This window comes from Flavobacterium adiutor, assembly GCF_048282555.1.
In the GTDB taxonomy this organism is placed as follows: Bacteria; Bacteroidota; Bacteroidia; order Flavobacteriales; family Flavobacteriaceae; genus Flavobacterium.
The window spans coordinates 4,748,731-4,764,929 of record NZ_CP182487.1 but is presented as its reverse complement, the minus strand read 5'-3'; the positions used below and the strand labels follow the sequence as shown (position 1 = coordinate 4,764,929).

Sequence of the window (16,199 nt, the reverse complement as noted above, 5' to 3'; positions counted from 1 at the left end):
ACGCAGAGGTTTGGTAGTTCAGTTGGTTAGAATACATGCCTGTCACGCATGGGGTCGCGGGTTCGAGTCCCGTCCAGACCGCAATATTGGGAGAAGCCTTTCTTAACAGAAAGGCTTTTTTGCCCAAATACGGTATCTAAGATTAGTTGTGTTGTTTGCTACGACTTTGTAACTCGTAGCTGGTTTAGTAGTTAGACCAATGAAAAGCTTTCCACTTTTGTGGATGGCTTTTTTGATTTAAGATAATCTGGTGGCTCTATTATTTTGGCTTACATATTCCATTTGTACTGTCTTTTCGTATTAGGTCTTACTTTTTCATCTTTCTACTGCAATAGAAATCAGCCTTTTAAAACTTTAACGGTTTTTATTTGTTTAAAAAACACAAAAAACCTTGTGAAATCAAAGTTCTATTGTATTTTTGCAGCACAATAACGCAAGTAGGTTTGGTAGTTCAGTTGGTTAGAATACATGCCTGTCACGCATGGGGTCGCGGGTTCGAGTCCCGTCCAGACCGCAATATTGGAAGAAGCCTTTCTTAATAGAAAGGCTTTTTTGTTTTTAGTTTGATTCCGGAATGTCACTAACCCCAATTGGGGATCAAAATTTAATCTCGAAAAGTCAATTTAAAAACATTTTCAGCCATATTCTATAGATTTTAGCAGATTTCATTTTTAAGATTTTAGAAATAAGTAACCTGCTTTGATCTGCTTAAATCTTTTTTAAATCTGCGTGAAAAAAACTCTGTTTCTCAGCGCCTTTGCGAGATTTAAAAAAGCCTTTTCTAAACTCTTGTAAGTAGATAAAAAAATTTCACGCAGATTCTGCAGATTTTATTAGAAATAAGTAATCTCTTTGATCTGCCTAAATCTTTTTAAATCTGCGTGAAAAAACTTTGTAATTCTGTTACTTAGCATGATTCAAAAAAACTTGCGAATCTCTGCGAAAAACCTCCGTGAATCTCCGTGGAAAAACCACTATATTGCAACCGTTAAAAAACATAATAAAGATATGAGCCAGCAATGTGTAATTTTTGATATGGATGGGGTAATTTGTCACACCAATCCGCATCATGTCGTCGCTTTTGAAACCTTTTTTGATAAATATAAAATTCCGTATACCCATGAAGAATTTGAAGAACATATGTACGGGAAACATAACGGATATATCATGACACATTTCTTCAAACGTCCGATTACGGGAGAAGAATTAGCCAAACTGGAATATGAAAAAGAAGCGATGTTTCGTGAGATTTATAAAGACAAAGTAGAAACGATTCCGCATTATTTAGAATTTTTAAGCGAACTAAAATCCCGCGGATTTAAAACAGCTGTTGCAACATCTGCGCCTCGGGCCAATTTAGATTTGATTGCCAATTTTCTGGAACTTGATAAAAAAATGGATTCGATGATGTCAAGCGAAGACGTTGTGTTTCATAAACCAAATCCCCAAGTCTATCTGAAATCAGCAGAGCGTGTGGGTGTTTCTGCGTCTGACTGTGTGGTTTTCGAAGATTCTTTTTCGGGCGTTACAGCAGGGTTAAATGCCGGAATGAAAGTTGTGGGCGTTTTGAGTACGCATACAAAAGAACAGCTTCCTGTATGTGATTTTTATATCAATGATTATAGTGAAATTAATGTAGATAAGATAATAGAGTTATTAAATCCCAATTCTTAAAATTCCAAAACTATTTAGGAAAACCTTTGGTAAAGTTTAAAACTATGCCAAAGGTTTTTTTGCAATTCTTTAACCACAAACTGGATTAATTTCTTCATTTTAAAGAATACTATAACTCAATCAATAGCTGGAGAATTTTTTTATGTTTTAAAAAAAAGACTTTTACCAAAATTTTATCTGTTTTTGATCTTCAAAAACACTTCATTTCTAAACCAATTTTCATCTTCTGGAGTTTCAAAAATTCGTTTTAGAAAAAATAATGTCTGACCTTTTAATTCAAAAACTTTTATAAAGTTGTTTATATCAATTGTACTCTCAGATATTTTTCCTAATATGAGAAACAATTTTATCAGGAAAGATTTCATGTTGCCTTTCGTTAAAAATAATCTTGTTTTCCTTTGAATTTGCCAATCTCCAAAATTGAAATAATGTAATTAGCGGATAGGCACAACCAAATAGCAATCATCCAAACAGTTTTTATTGCATGAATAAATTAGCCGAAGCTTTAGATCCCTATTTGGATTTAAAATCAGAGAAGCCAATTAATAAGTCGTAAAGTTTGTTAAGAAATGAGGCAAAAATTATAATCTGAATATTTTCTTATTACTCCTACAGCCAGTAAAATTACGTGTTGAAAGTTTTACATAAAAAAAGTAGATTTTTTGATGTAACAAATAATATAGTGTTGCATCAAAAGGGAAATTTTAAAAACAAACAAACATTATGAAAACAAAATCAATCTTGATTATCGTATTTATGCTTATCGTTTCAAGACCTGTTTTTTCTCAAACGGCCTTTAAGGTAGAGGTGAAGGGAAAAGGTAATCCTGTTTTATTATTCCCTGGCTTTGGCTGTACAGGAGAAGTATGGAATGAAACGGTAGCCGAGTTGTCTAAAAACTACGAATGCCACGTTTTTACTTTTGCAGGATTTGGGAATGTTCCTCCAATTGAAGGCCCTTGGTTGTCTACTATAAAGGATCAGGTTATTACTTATGTAAAAACTAAAAAATTAAAAAAAGCCACATTAATTGGTCATAGTTTGGGAGGAACTTTGAGTTTGTGGTTAGCGTCTCAGGAAACAAATCTGTTCAAAAAAGCAATTATTGTTGATGCGTTACCTGCAAGTGCAGTTTTAATGATTCCTAATTATAAAGGAGATATTATTTCTTATGAAAACCCGCAGAGCAATATGATGCTTGCTATGGATGCAAATACGTTCAATGCTATGAATACCCAGTCGGTTTCTTACATGTGTTTTAATAAAGAAAAGCAAAAAACAATTGCAGAATGGATGAAAACTGCGGATAGAAAAACCTATGTTTATGGTTATATTGACATGCTTAATTTAGATTTACGAAAAGAAATTGCTAAAATTAAAATTCCGGTAGTGATTCTCGCAGCGACAAATCCAGATATTAATACCGTACAAAATACCTATAAAAGTCAATACGAAAATTTACCGTCTGCTAAAATTTATTACGCAGAAAAAGCGGCTCATTTTGTAATGTATGATCAGCCGGAGTGGTTTATGGAAAAAGTAAAATCAGAAATAAAATAAGGTGAGTGCCAAAGAGCAATTTAACAACATATACAACAGCCATTATCCTAAGGTATTTCGTTTGTGCAAAGGTTATTTTTGTGGAGATACAGCATTGGCTTCGGATGCGACTCAGGAAATCTTTATTAAGATATGGGAGAAATTAGATACTTTCCGTAATGAATCAAGTATTAGTACTTGGATTTACAGAATCACTGTAAATACCTGTCTCCTTTACTTGCGAAAATCATCTTCGAAAAAAGAAATCAGGACGCATATTCAGCCTCAGGTTGTTTCAGAATCGTATTCGAATGAAAAAGAAGTACAACTTCAACAAATGTATCAGTGCATACAAAAACTTGAAGAAACAAATAAAATGATAATTCTAATGACTTTAGACAGCGTGGAATATCCTCAAATAGCAGAAGTAATTGGTATAACCGAGGAAGCACTTCGCGTTAGAATTCATCGAATTAAAAAAAGTTTAACTCAATGTGTACAAAATGAAAACATTTGAAGACTTACAAACTATTTGGAACCAGCAAACGGATCCGGATTCAAAACCAGCGGTCGCTGATATTGTTAAAAAAGCAGCGGAATATACTAAAAAGATTAAACGCAATCATTTTTGGACCAGAGTAATTTTAAGTGTAACCGCTTTGATATTAATATTTTATTATGTTTGGGCGGGTGCTTATAAACAAACGTTATTTAGTTTAGGATTAGGTATTATGATTACGATGCTTATATTTCGGATCGTTTTAGAGTGGATTAGTATGGAAAAATTAAAGAACCTAAAATCAGATGTTTCTTTGATTGAATACAGTAAGCAGGCACAACATTTTTATCAATGGAGAAAAAAAATTCATTGTGTTTTTACACCGGTAGTTTATCTGATATATATTGCAGGTTTTACGCTCCTCTTACCTGTTTTTAAAAAAAGTTTTTCTGATGGGTTTTATCTTTATATATTAGTGAGTGGCTTTGGTTTTTTACTGCTTTTCGGATTGCTCTTGATTAAAATGATTAAAAAAGAGATAGGGCTTTTAAGGTTTTTAAAAAACATCTCCTAAAATAAGGTAATTAACTAAACATACAGAGTAATAAAAGATTCCATGTTTCTATCCCTCTGATTAATTCTAAAATCGCACAGCGCATTAAAGGTTTATAATGCTTATTACAACTTTTGTGAACCTTTAATACTCTTTGCGTCATTTATGGTCAACATTTTCTTTTCATTTATCACCGCTTTCTCATTGCTTAAAAATGTAAAATACACAATTAATCTGCTTTTGTTAAAAAAGTATCAGTGAGATAAATAAATATCTTTTATATTCGTAAAAAAATATTTTAATTAATTATTTATTATCAATTACATTATTAGCAGTTTATGAGTAATACATCTACCAAAGGCATCTGGAAAGTAATTTCTGCTTCTTCAATGGGAACCATGATTGAATGGTATGATTTCTATATTTTTGGAAGTTTAGCCGTTGTAATTTCAACCAAATTTTTCCCCAGCGACAATCCTACTGCAGCATTTTTATCAACATTAGCAACTTTTGCCGCAGGATTTGTGGTTCGCCCTTTTGGTGCTTTATTTTTTGGAAGACTGGGAGATATTATTGGTCGTAAATATACTTTTATGGCTACCTTGTTATTAATGGGTGGTTCTACTTTTTTGATAGGCTGTATTCCAAGCTATGAAACTATTGGATTTTTAGCGCCTTTATTGGTTTTGATTTTACGTTTATTACAAGGACTTGCATTAGGTGGGGAATATGGTGGAGCAGCGACTTATGTTGCTGAACATGCCCCTAAAGGACAGCGAGGTTATTGGACTTCGTGGATTCAGACCACAGCAACAGTTGGGTTATTTATTTCCCTGATGGTCATTCTGGCAACAAAAACAGTTCTTTCTGCTGAGGATTTTGATACCTGGGGATGGCGCGTTCCGTTTTGGGTTTCGATAGTAATGGTGGGTGTTTCTTACCTCATCCGAAAAAATATGGACGAGTCTCCTGAATTTGCAAAAGCAAAAAAAGAAGGAACTACAAGTGCCAGTCCGTTAAAGGAAAGTTTTGGAAACCGTTATAATTTAAAATTTGTATTGCTGGCTTTATTTGGAGCTACAATGGGCCAGGGGGTTGTCTGGTACACAGGACAATTTTACGCCATGAGTTTCATGAAAACAGTAATGAATGTAGATTCTTCGCAAGTTGATACTTTATTAGGAATTGCACTTTTACTTGGAACGCCATTTTTTATTGTATTTGGATGGCTTAGTGATAAAGTAGGAAGAAAATATATTATGATGGGCGGAATGCTGCTTGCGATTTTGCTCTACAGACCAATTTATAAGGCCATGTACACCACAACAGATACAGCTCTTAAAACCGAAATTACAGAAAAAACAAAAACAACGGTTGAACTAACGGCTGCAAAAGATTCTGTTTACACGACTCATAAAGAGTTTACTGATGGAACTGTTTCAATTGAAAAAAAGACACATTTTGCTGCTAAAAAAGAGGCTCAGGTTACTACTTCTGTCACTATTAATTCGGGTGATGAATGGACTCTGATTTTCCTGGTATTCATTCAGGTATTATTTGTAACGATGGTTTACGGACCAATCGCGGCCTTTTTGGTTGAAATGTTTCCGGTTAAAATTCGATATACATCCATGTCGTTGCCTTATCATGTTGGAAACGGAATTTTCGGAGGTTTGCTTCCTGCAATTTCGACTTATTTTGTTACTCATTCAAAAGCAGCCGGAAAACAGGACTTTTATCTGGACGGACTTTGGTATCCTATTGTGATTGCCTCTGTTTGTTTTGTAATTGGAATGATTTACATCGATAATAAAAATAAAAATTCTCACCTTTAATCTGCTGAAAAATGAATTTTATAAAAAGAGCCTTAGGAATTCTATGGATCGTATTAGCAATTGCTGCTGCCTATTTTTGTGTTTTTGAATTTGGTCTGCCAAAATTTTTGTCGGATCAGCAAGAGGATTTAGTATTTGGGATTATCATTCTGTTTATCCTGACTCCTTTAATTGTTTTGGGACTGGGAGTTTTTGGATACTTTTCTTTGACAGGAGAATATGATAAAGAAAACTAATATCTAAGAGTAATAAAAAACAAAAGGCTGTCCATACGCGGACAGCCTTTTTGCATTACCAAATGAACCAAAAAATTTATTTTTTAATAAACTTCATTACTTGTAGTTCATTATTTTCATTAACTGCTTTTACAATATATAAGCCCGGTTTTAAATCGTTGACACTATATTGATAATCCAAACTTGCATTAGTTGCAAAACTTTTCACCAACTGACCTGTAATGGTATAAATTTCAACTTTTACAGCAGTAAAATTCAATGTAAAATAACTCGAAACCGGATTTGGATACAAACTCACTGTATTTCCTTTTTCGAAATCTTCAATAGCCAGACTCGCTTGTTTGTTCCCATAAATTCTGAATTCTCCTGCTGGAATACTCATTACAGCATTCACGTCGGTAACATTTATTGTAGTATTGTCCATCAGATTGTACCATGTTCCCGGATATGAAAAACCGGTAGCAACGTTTTGAGTGGTAACATTAAAGTTTGCCAAAATTAACACATCTTTAAGTTGTCCTGAAGATAGAGCTGAGTTTGTAATTTTAATGTTCGGATATAAAGAACTGGTATTTGACATGGTTGCTGTTCCTGAAAACACAGGCTCCGCAATTTTCATGGTGATCATTTTCGACCAGTCGTTATAAATTTTGCTTCGCCCCGCATTACCAAGCCAGTTTCCTGTCCATTGTGGCTGAGGTTTGGTATCTAATTTACAGTCTCCTGAAATCGTCGCCGAGGCATCATTTACGGTTCCGTTATTACAAGTGAAGATTGAAGAATCCCAGCCTAAATCGCCGAAGTGCCAGATCATTTTTGGTCCCGGAACCAGTAATGAAACTGCTCCAATTGCTGACATTCTTGACAAAGCTGTGCTTAATGTTTTTACATTGTGTGCTGGATTTGATGAATTTCCGTATTGTATATTTTTATACATCAATCGCTCTTCGTCATGGCTTTCTGCGTAACCTATTAATCGATTGGCAGTAAAACCGCGGCTTGAACTTGTCATTCTGGAAATATTACCTGTGTATCCCATAGATAATTCATTATAAGCACCATTCAGATTACCCCACATCATGATTCCTTTGCTTGGCGATTCTGCAATTTTATAATTTGACCATTGCTGTTCTTCCAGATCAGTTCCTAAGTGTTCGAAAATAGTATAATGCGTGGGATCCAGACTCCATGAATAATCTGCGTATGATTTTAGAACATCAACTCTGTCCTGCTGATAGGTATTTGTACAAGTTTCATCTGAAGCCGTACAATTTTGAGTAAACCCTTTGGTTAAATCCCAACGCAAACCGTCAATTTTGTATTCCTCAACCCATTGTTTGATTACACGTTTTACATAATGCTGAGTTCTGATGGACTGGTGATTAAAATCTTCTCCAACACTGTAACTGTGTTTGGCAGCAGTATTAAAATAAGGGTTTTCTGCGGTTGGTGATCCGAAACCGTCTCCATCAGGATCATTCATCCACATTCTGACCATCGGATTTCTTCCGAAAGCGTGATTTAAAGCCACATCCAGAATAACTGCGATTCCGTTTTGATGGCATAGATCGATTAATTCTTTTAATTTATCCGAAGTTCCGTAGAATTTATCTAAAGCCATGTGGAAAGAAGTATTATAACCCCAGCTTTCGTTGCCCTCAAATTCCATTACTGGCATTAGTTCGATAGCGTTTATTTTAAGATTCTTAAAATAGTCGATTCTGTCAATTAAACTTTGGTAGTTTCTGTTGGCATCAAAATCACGAACCAAAACTTCATACACTACCAGTTTATCTTTTTCAGGTTTTGTAAAATTGGTTACCTGCCAGTTGTATGGTGTTTGTCCGGTTTTTAAAACGGTTACTTCAAATTGCTGTCCTGATGGGTAAGGAGGAATATTTGGATAATTGGCGGCAGGAATGGAAGCATCATCATAAGGAGACAGAACCAAAGTAGAATACGGATCTGCCACTTTAACCAATGAAGGCGAATTGGCTAATGGCGTTGCATCTCCAACCCAATATTGAAACGTATTATTGACACCCGAAACCAGTCCTGATAATTCAAGCCAAAATTTTCCTGAAGTCGGGTCTTTTTTCATGGCATACATCGATGAAGGCTGCCAGTTATTAAAACTTCCTGCAACGTAAACAAAATCTTTTAAAGGGGCGTCCAGAACTAAAGTTGCTTTTGTGGCATCAGCTGTGTTGTAATTGATTCCGTCAACTAAACCGGCAGGCATAGCTTCTGAAACGGTATTAGGATTTACAATAACCGAAAACTTTTTTGAAATGGTTATTGCGCCTTGCGTTACCAATAATTCATAACTCTGATTCGCTGTAATGTTAGTGTGGCTAAAGGAATAACTTGTCGTACTTGCATTTGTATTAATTGTATTTCCGTTTGATTTTAATACATAGCTAGCAAAACCATTGGTATTTGTCGCAGCAATGTTAAAATTAGCCCCTGATACTAAAATAGCTGAGCTGTTTTCTGCAGGAGAAGTAAGTGTAACCTGAAAAGTACCTACTTCGACTAAAATATCCTGTGATTTTTTATCTCCGGTTCCGTCTTTGGCTTTGACCAAAAAACCGATTCTGCCAATTCCGGTTGCATTGTAATAGTTAACAGGAGTAATAGTTTTGGTGTAAGTGTCTGTTCCTGCATTATACGTAAACATACTCGCTGTGCTTGAAGCGGTCCATGAACCGTTATTTGGTGTTCCTTTTGCGGTAGTGTCATTGATGTCAAAAGCCCATGCCCACATATACAATTCGTGAGTTGAGGCAATGCCCCAGGTCGTTTCATTGATACTGCTTCCGTTTATGGTAATGGTAATAGAATTGGTCTCTTCAAAAGTAGCAGGACTTATGGAATACGTTACGTTTTGCTGCTGAGCAAAAACAGCAGCCGTGAACATCAGGTATATTGCTAGTAAAGTTTTTTTCATGAGGATTCTGATTAAAATAGTCTGATTAAAAAAAGGCTACCCGCAGATAGCCTTTAATTTATTTATACTAAAAATTTAGTCTAATGTTATCGTTTTTGCACCATTATCAATAGTCAAAACTCTTTCTCCTGTTGGTCCGGTATATTTAAAATTACTGTCTCCATCTCCAGCATTTACTAATTCAGGATCTATAGCATATCCTAAACCTGAATAATATGTATAGTTATGACTTGCATCCCAGTTACCATCGCTTGTAAAATTATTTCCTAAAAATTCTCTAAATGCTTCTCCGCTTTTAAGAACGATAGTTACTTTATAAACATCAGTTTTACCAACTACTAGCGGGAATTCAGTTTCTGCATCACCAGCCCATGTCCATCCTCCAGGAGTGGCAGCTCCAACTAACCAGTGAGAACTAGCTAATGGCACATGATATGGCGTAGCTGTAATAGTATAAATGTTAGAATATTGTGGAAGTCCGGAAGCCCCAACAGCAGATTTGATACGGATATCAACTTTGTTTTCTTGTTTTTCAACAAAACCACCGTTAACTAATGCCGAGTTCAATTCTGCTACAGTTAGGGCTTTGAACCTTTCAGTCGTGTTTGATACAACAATTGGTGTAGCAAAATTAGTTCCTGCTTTTGCAACTTCAATTGTGTAGTTTACAACTGTTTGAGATCCATCATATTTTGCATCATTCCATACTACTGTTGTAGCGATTTTATTTTCTGTTTCTTTTGAAAGAACAATAGTAAAATCAGATTTTGGTGTTAATAATACCGGAGCACTTGCAGCTTCGATTACGGGTCTGTTTTCTACATCATCTGCATTACAAGACACAGCTAATATGCCAATGAATGCAATTAATACTTTATATATATTTTTCATTTCGTTTTATTTTTAGTTAGAGATTAGTTAGTAACCTGGATTTTGTTTTAATGTTGGGTTTGCCTGAATATTTCTTGCAGGAATAGGCATTAAATCCCTGTATGATTCTGTTGCGCTTCCATTTACAGAACCACCTTTCCATTGCCAGATTTTAGATCCACCTGTAAATTTGCCAAAACGGATTAAATCAGTTCTTCTGTGACATTCCCAAAACAACTCTCTTCCTCTTTCATCCAAAATAAAATCAAGAGTTAGTTGTGGTGCTGTTATAGTCTGAGCTCCAGCTCTGGTTCTAATTTGATTAATATATCCTAAAGCTGTACCAATATTTCCTGTTGTTGCTCCTCTAAGCGTTGCTTCAGCGTACATTAAATAGGCATCTGTTAATCTGAACATTGGGAAATCAATATCTGGAATATCATTTCTTTGCGCTGCAGATCCATCAGAATTTATATTGATGTATTTTGTTACAGCATAGCCATCTGTAAAAGTTCCAACATTTTTGATGTCTTTTGATTGTCCATTTGTATAGAATGTACCTCTCTTATCACCAGTTGCAGTTTCGTCAGGAAAAAGATTGACAAACTCTCTACGAGTTCTAATTCCCTGCCAACCGCCGTCCATACCTCGGGATGCAGCATTCATACTTCCTCCGATTGAAGCGTGCATAATAAAACTCATTCCTCCACCAGTAGCTCTAATTGCATTACCGTCACCAATTATAGGAAAGATAACTTCATTTTGAGCACCGTTTCTGTTATTGTCTGCAGAAAACAAGTAACTGTAAGGAACATTTGCAAAGGTATATCCTGAACCCGTGATGATTTCACTACACAATGTTGCTGCTTCATCGTTTCTTGCAGTTCCCGTATATACTTTAGCATTTAAATAAAGCTGAGCTAATAAAAATTTAGCAGCTGTTTTATCTACTCTGCCATATTCGTTTTGTTTTGAAGCTACAAGACTGTTATCTAAATCTTTTAATTCTGATTCCACAAAAGCGAAAACTTCTGCTCTAGATTTTTGTACCGGATAAAAGAACCCAACAGGATCATTCTCTGTTGTAATTGGCACATTACCAAATAAATCCATTAAGTTATAGTATGAAAAAGCTCTTAAGAAACGGGCTTCAGCTCTAAATTTAGCAATATCGGCTTTCAAACTCGCATCAACACCTCTGGCGTCTAATTTTTCATCAGTAGTTTGTCTTAAAAATTCATTCGCAACACTAATGTGGTAAAAAGCTCTCGAGAAAGTTCCTGCCAAAAACTCATTAGCAGGAGACCATGTTTGACTATTTAATGTTGGTAAAGTACCATCTGCCCAGGCAATAATTGCTTCGTCTGTTGTAAATTCCTGAGTAACAAAAAGCAATCTTAAGTAACTACTAAAATCTCCGCCAAGTCCTGCAATATCAGGGCTTTTTGTTGGAACCGCCGCATCTCCGTCACCATCATTACCTCCTACATATAGTCCAGCATATAATTTTGCCAATACTTGTTTGTAAGATGCCGGGTCTTGAAAGAAGCTCTCAGATAAAAACTCATCATCATCCTTTGGCGTCACGTTTAAGTCGTCTGTACACGAAGTAAGCGTCATACTTAATCCTAAAACGAATAGGAAAAAATAAGTTATATATTTAAATGATATTTTCATTTTGTTTATTTTTAAATTTTGATTTCAGTCCTTATTAAAAATTCGCATTAACACCAAACAAGTATGTTCTTGCTCTTGGGTAAACATTATTATCAATTCCATTGAATTTTTCCGGATCTAAACCATCGTATTTGGTTAGGATAAATACATTTTGTACACCAGCAGTAAATCTTAGAGAAGCTCCCTTAATTATTGTTTTATCAAAAGTATAACCAAGAGTTACGTTGTCTAGTTTTATAAAAGAAGCATCTTTAATAAAATAATCTGATAAATAACGTTCTGTACCATTATCTTCAAATGTAAAACCCGTATTGTAATAATCGGTACTTACATTGGATAAGTCTGTTTGTCTTCTTAAACCTGCATCAGAATATCCTAAATTAGAACTTACGTTATCAAAAATACGATTTCCTAAACTCGCTCTCCAGTTCATTGTAAAATCGAATTTTTTATAGTTTAAAGTAGAAAACAATCCGAAAGTATAATCTGGAGCTGTTTTATGAAATCTGTAACGATCTCCAGCATCTATTTTCCCATCTCCATTTCTATCTACATACGCACCAGCAATTGGTCGTTTGTTTGCATCATATAACTGTTCGTAAACAAAGAATGAGTTTGGGGCATATCCAACAGAATTTATTTGAATTTTATTTCCGCTTCCTCCGGCAATATTATCGCCAGCTAAATACCCTTGGAAACCCGGAACAGTAATTCCTAGATCAGCAATTTTCTGATCAATGTAAGTCGTATTAAAAGCTACATTCCAGATCAAATCATCTTTTTTTATAATATCTGACTGAATGTTGAACTCAACCCCTTTTGTATCTACACTACCAATATTAAAGAATCCTTGATTTCTAAGATTGGCTCCATCAGGAACTGCTATGTCTGCAAGTAAATCTGTTGATTTTTTATTAAAATAATTGATTGATCCAGTTATTCTGTCATTAAAAAAACCGTAGTCAATACCAACGTTTGTCTCTGCCAGTTCTTCCCATTTAATATCTTCATTATAACCTTCTGGTCTTGCTGTTGAATAAACAGTATTTCCAAAAATATATTGCGTATTAATTGTTCCAAGAGTTACTCTGCGTAAGTAATCGTATTGCGCAGAAATATCCTGCTGCCCGGTTGTTCCGTAGCCTACTCTTAATTTTAAAGTTGATATTGTTGCATTATCTTTTAAGAAAGCTTCTTCAGAAATATTCCATGCAAAAGCAGCTCCTCCAAAATTACCCCATCTGTTGTCTTCAGAAAAACGAGAAGTTCCGTCTCTTCTATAGTTAAGCGTCAATAAATATCTGCTGTCATAACCTAAGTTTAAACGACCGAAATAAGATTGTAAATTTACATCTGGATCTGTAGCAACGTCCGCATTAGGATTTGGCTGTCTCACTTCTCCTGATGAATATTTCTCTTTTTGAAACAACTGATAGTTATAACCGGCTGTTGCATCAATTTTAAACTTTCCTAAATCTTTAGTATAATTAAAATACGCATTTAAGTTTTTGTTTTGAAGTGCATCTGTATAGCTATTATAGTTACCTAAATTCACATAACCCGGATCAGTAAAAGGTTTTGGCTGATATCCTAAAGCACTTTGTGTACTTACTTGTGTATATCCACTGCTATCAAATCTATCGATACCAGCTTCTACAACAGCTCTCAAATCTTCAAAGAAATGAAATTTGTAATCTAATCTAACATTTCCCCATTTTCTTGTAGAAGTTGCTCTTCTTTCATCCTGATTTAATCTTGCTACAGGGTTTCTTGCTGGTAATAATGGTAAGTTTCCAGTAGGCTCCAACCATTCGAAATACCCTCCATAACGAGATCCTGCCTGATATACTGGTTGCGTTGGGTCAAATCCAATTGCGCTTCCAATCACTGCTCCTTCATCCTGAAATTGATTTTTTCCAAAAGATAAATTTCCGCTAATATCAATTTTTAAATGACTATCAAATAAAACCGGATTTAACGATAACGATGTTGTAGTTCTTTCAAAAGAAGTATTTCTTAGGATTCCAGAATTATCAACATTTCCTACAGATAAACGAACTGGTAGTTTATTAAATAAAGCACCACTTACAGAGATATTATTGTTTGTTGTTAAAGCTGTATGAAAGATTTCATCCTGCCAGTTTGTGTTTGCCTTACCTAATAAAGCTTGTTGAGCAGGAGTTCCTTTAGTATTAACCAATTCACGGAATTGATCTGCACTCATCACATCAACAGTATTAGCAACAGTATTGATACCAACCTGAGAGCTAAAGTTTACTTTAACACCACCTTTTGTTCCTTTTTTAGTTGTAATAACGATTACACCATTTGCAGCGCGAGATCCGTAGATTGCAGCAGCAGAGGCATCTTTTAAAACTGTAAAAGACTCAATATCATTAGGATCAATTGTAGATAAAATACTAGTAGCCCCACTTGGTACTGCATTACTTAAAGGCAATCCGTCCAAAACGATCAAAGGCTCATTTGATGCATTTAAAGAAGATCCTCCACGAATTCTAATATCAGCTTTTGCACCTGGAGCTCCTCCTCCTGTAACATTAACACCCGAAATACGACCGCTGATTAAGCTTTCAGGAGTTACATTAATTCCTTTATTGAATTCTTTTGCTGAAATTTGAGAAACAGATCCAGTTGCATCTTTTTTCTTAACGGTTCCGTAACCTACCTGTACAACTACCTCTTTAAGCTGATTGGTATCTTCTTCTAGTGAAATGTTTAGTGTTTTTTGTCCGTTATAGTCAACAGTTTCTGTTTTGTATCCAATAAAAGAAATCGTGATTTTGTTTCCGTTCTTTACATTAGATAATTCAAAATTACCGTCAAATCCGGTCGATGTTCCTCCCGGAGCACCTTGTACATTTATATTTACTCCCGGGATTGGCTGTCCTGTCGCTTTGTCGACAACTGAACCGTTTATAGTGCTCTGAGCAAGCATCAAAAACGGAAACAGCAGGAATAAAAATAACAACTTTTGAGAAATTGTTTTCATACTTTTTGTTTAATTTAGTTTGAGTTTTAGATTGTTAGTTAAGCTTTTAGTTTTACTTCGAATTTCAAAATTAGGAATTAATTAACATGCTCAACACCAAGTCATTTTTATAGGCCTACGCAAACGTGGTAGTGTTGAAAACTTTATATATTACGACGTTTTTTTAAGATTAAAATTATGATTTATGAAAATTAAACATACCTTTATTAGCAATAACATTTTTTTCAAATTAGCATCATGAAACGAAAAGTGACCCTAAAACAGATTGCAAAAGAGCTCGATGTATCTATTTCAACGGTCTCAAAATCATTGCGAAACAGCTCTGAAATTGGAGAAGAAACACGATTAAAAGTGCAGGCTTTTGCAAAGTTTTACAACTATAAACCCAACAACATTGCCCTTAGTTTAAAAAACCGAAAAACCAAAAGTATTGGTATTATCATTCCGGAAATTGTACATTATTTTTTCTCTACCGTAATAAACGGAATTGAACAGGTTGCGAACGAAAATGGTTATAGCGTAGTAATCTGTTTATCGGATGATTCTTTTGATAAGGAAGTATTAAACATGGAAATGCTGGCGAACGGAAGCATCGACGGTTTTATCATGTCGCTTTCGAAAGAAACACAATTCAAGGGTGATTTTCACCATATAACCGAAGTGATCAATCAGGGAATGCCAGTTGTAATGTTTGATCGTGTAACCAATGACATATTATGTGATAAAGTAATTATTGATGATAAAGCTGCAGCTTACGAAGCGGTTCAGAGTCTGATAGATAGCGGAAGAAAAAAAATAGCGCTTGTTACTACTGTTGATTATGTAAGCGTTGGTAAACTAAGAACAGATGGTTACGAAAAAGCATTATTAGACAACGGACTACCGTTTAACGAAGATTTAATCATAAAAATTGAAGACGTAGATACCTGCGAAATTACGATTAGCCAGCTTTTACATGACAGGGCTTTTGATGCTGTTTTTGCCGTAAATGAGCTTTTTGCCGTAACCATTATTAAAACAGCAAACAAAATGGGGCTTAAAGTTCCGGAAGATCTGGCTGTAATTGCTTTTACTGACGGTATTATTTCTAAATATTCAACGCCAAGTATTACAACGGTGAGTCAAAGCGGAAAAAAAATGGGCAATAAAGCCGCTAAAATGCTTATTGAAAGACTCGAAGCAGAACATGAAAATGATGATGAAGAAAATGAAAATTACAAAACAGAGGTTATCGAAACGCATCTTATAAAAAGAGAGTCAACGGATTAATTTATTAGTTATAAAATAAAAGTAATACCACTGTTTAAACCTGAAATTTTTTAACGCTTTATCAGTTTCATTTTACTGGCACTTTTT

Annotated in this window: 11 protein-coding genes and 2 tRNA genes; 9 read left to right on the top strand and 4 right to left on the bottom strand. The window is 34.9% G+C overall.

What is annotated here, in order from left to right; translation table 11 throughout:
• The first annotated feature begins 7 nt into the window (after positions 1-7).
• The 8 genes from ACNC7R_RS20160 to ACNC7R_RS20125 all read left to right on the top strand — a co-directional run bounded on the left by ACNC7R_RS20160 (position 8) and on the right by ACNC7R_RS20125 (position 6,336).
• Positions 8-81 (top strand) — tRNA-Asp (locus ACNC7R_RS20160).
• A gap of 359 nt (positions 82-440) precedes the next feature.
• Positions 441-514: transfer RNA gene (locus ACNC7R_RS20155), tRNA-Asp, on the top strand.
• Positions 515-912: 398 nt separating this feature from the next.
• The gene (locus ACNC7R_RS20150) at positions 913-1,674 is read left to right on the top strand and encodes an HAD family hydrolase (protein WP_417942808.1); all 762 of its coding nucleotides are present in this window, start codon (positions 913-915) and stop codon (positions 1,672-1,674) included.
• A gap of 723 nt (positions 1,675-2,397) precedes the next feature.
• On the top strand, positions 2,398-3,234 hold the full coding sequence (locus ACNC7R_RS20145; RefSeq protein ID WP_417942807.1) for an alpha/beta fold hydrolase: 837 nt from the start codon (positions 2,398-2,400) through the stop codon (positions 3,232-3,234).
• Between the two features lies 1 nt (position 3,235).
• On the top strand, positions 3,236-3,730 hold the full coding sequence (locus ACNC7R_RS20140) for an RNA polymerase sigma factor (RefSeq protein ID WP_417942806.1): 495 nt from the start codon (positions 3,236-3,238) through the stop codon (positions 3,728-3,730).
• Positions 3,717-4,286 (top strand): hypothetical protein, encoded by a 570-nt coding sequence (locus ACNC7R_RS20135; protein ID WP_417942805.1) that lies wholly within the window; start codon positions 3,717-3,719, stop codon positions 4,284-4,286. The genes ACNC7R_RS20140 and ACNC7R_RS20135 overlap by 14 nt, the downstream gene beginning before the upstream one ends.
• 317 nt (positions 4,287-4,603) lie before the next feature.
• Positions 4,604-6,100: an MFS transporter gene (locus tag ACNC7R_RS20130; protein ID WP_417942804.1), complete on the top strand. Its 1,497-nt coding sequence runs from the start codon at positions 4,604-4,606 to the stop codon at positions 6,098-6,100.
• A gap of 11 nt (positions 6,101-6,111) precedes the next feature.
• Complete coding sequence (locus tag ACNC7R_RS20125) at positions 6,112-6,336, top strand: DUF6814 family protein (protein WP_031454172.1); 225 nt, start codon at positions 6,112-6,114, stop codon at positions 6,334-6,336.
• A 76-nt stretch (positions 6,337-6,412) separates the two neighbouring features.
• Here the strand turns inward: ACNC7R_RS20125 and ACNC7R_RS20120 are convergent, their stop codons facing one another.
• The 4 genes from ACNC7R_RS20120 to ACNC7R_RS20105 all read right to left on the bottom strand — a co-directional run bounded on the left by ACNC7R_RS20120 (position 6,413) and on the right by ACNC7R_RS20105 (position 14,843).
• Complete coding sequence (locus tag ACNC7R_RS20120) at positions 6,413-9,286, bottom strand: alpha-amylase family glycosyl hydrolase (protein ID WP_417942803.1); 2,874 nt, start codon at positions 9,284-9,286, stop codon at positions 6,413-6,415.
• A 75-nt stretch (positions 9,287-9,361) separates the two neighbouring features.
• Complete coding sequence (locus ACNC7R_RS20115; RefSeq protein WP_417942802.1) at positions 9,362-10,177, bottom strand: SusE domain-containing protein; 816 nt, start codon at positions 10,175-10,177, stop codon at positions 9,362-9,364.
• Positions 10,178-10,204: 27 nt separating this feature from the next.
• A complete protein-coding gene (locus ACNC7R_RS20110) occupies positions 10,205-11,833 on the bottom strand; it encodes a RagB/SusD family nutrient uptake outer membrane protein (RefSeq protein ID WP_417942801.1) in 1,629 nt (542 codons plus the stop codon).
• A gap of 34 nt (positions 11,834-11,867) precedes the next feature.
• Positions 11,868-14,843 (bottom strand): SusC/RagA family TonB-linked outer membrane protein, encoded by a 2,976-nt coding sequence (locus ACNC7R_RS20105; RefSeq protein WP_417942800.1) that lies wholly within the window; start codon positions 14,841-14,843, stop codon positions 11,868-11,870.
• A gap of 237 nt (positions 14,844-15,080) precedes the next feature.
• On the opposite strand from ACNC7R_RS20105, the gene ACNC7R_RS20100 reads away from it, so the two are divergent.
• Positions 15,081-16,112 carry a LacI family DNA-binding transcriptional regulator gene (locus ACNC7R_RS20100; RefSeq protein ID WP_417942799.1) on the top strand — a complete coding sequence of 344 codons (1,032 nt, stop codon included), beginning with the start codon at positions 15,081-15,083 and terminating at the stop codon, positions 16,110-16,112.
• Positions 16,113-16,199 lie beyond the last annotated feature (87 nt).

Coding starts and splice junctions, on each gene's coding strand:
- ACNC7R_RS20150 (WP_417942808.1), top strand. CDS start 913: ATGATTCAAAAAAACTTGCGAATCTCTGCGAAAAACCTCCGTGAATCT.
- ACNC7R_RS20145 (WP_417942807.1), top strand. CDS start 2,398: ATGAAAACAAAATCAATCTTGATTATCGTATTTATGCTTATCGTTTCA.
- ACNC7R_RS20135 (WP_417942805.1), top strand. CDS start 3,717: ATGAAAACATTTGAAGACTTACAAACTATTTGGAACCAGCAAACGGAT.
- ACNC7R_RS20130 (WP_417942804.1), top strand. CDS start 4,604: ATGAGTAATACATCTACCAAAGGCATCTGGAAAGTAATTTCTGCTTCT.
- ACNC7R_RS20125 (WP_031454172.1), top strand. CDS start 6,112: ATGAATTTTATAAAAAGAGCCTTAGGAATTCTATGGATCGTATTAGCA.
- ACNC7R_RS20120 (WP_417942803.1), bottom strand. CDS start 9,286: ATGAAAAAAACTTTACTAGCAATATACCTGATGTTCACGGCTGCTGTT.
- ACNC7R_RS20115 (WP_417942802.1), bottom strand. CDS start 10,177: ATGAAAAATATATATAAAGTATTAATTGCATTCATTGGCATATTAGCT.
- ACNC7R_RS20110 (WP_417942801.1), bottom strand. CDS start 11,833: ATGAAAATATCATTTAAATATATAACTTATTTTTTCCTATTCGTTTTA.
- ACNC7R_RS20105 (WP_417942800.1), bottom strand. CDS start 14,843: ATGAAAACAATTTCTCAAAAGTTGTTATTTTTATTCCTGCTGTTTCCG.
- ACNC7R_RS20100 (WP_417942799.1), top strand. CDS start 15,081: ATGAAACGAAAAGTGACCCTAAAACAGATTGCAAAAGAGCTCGATGTA.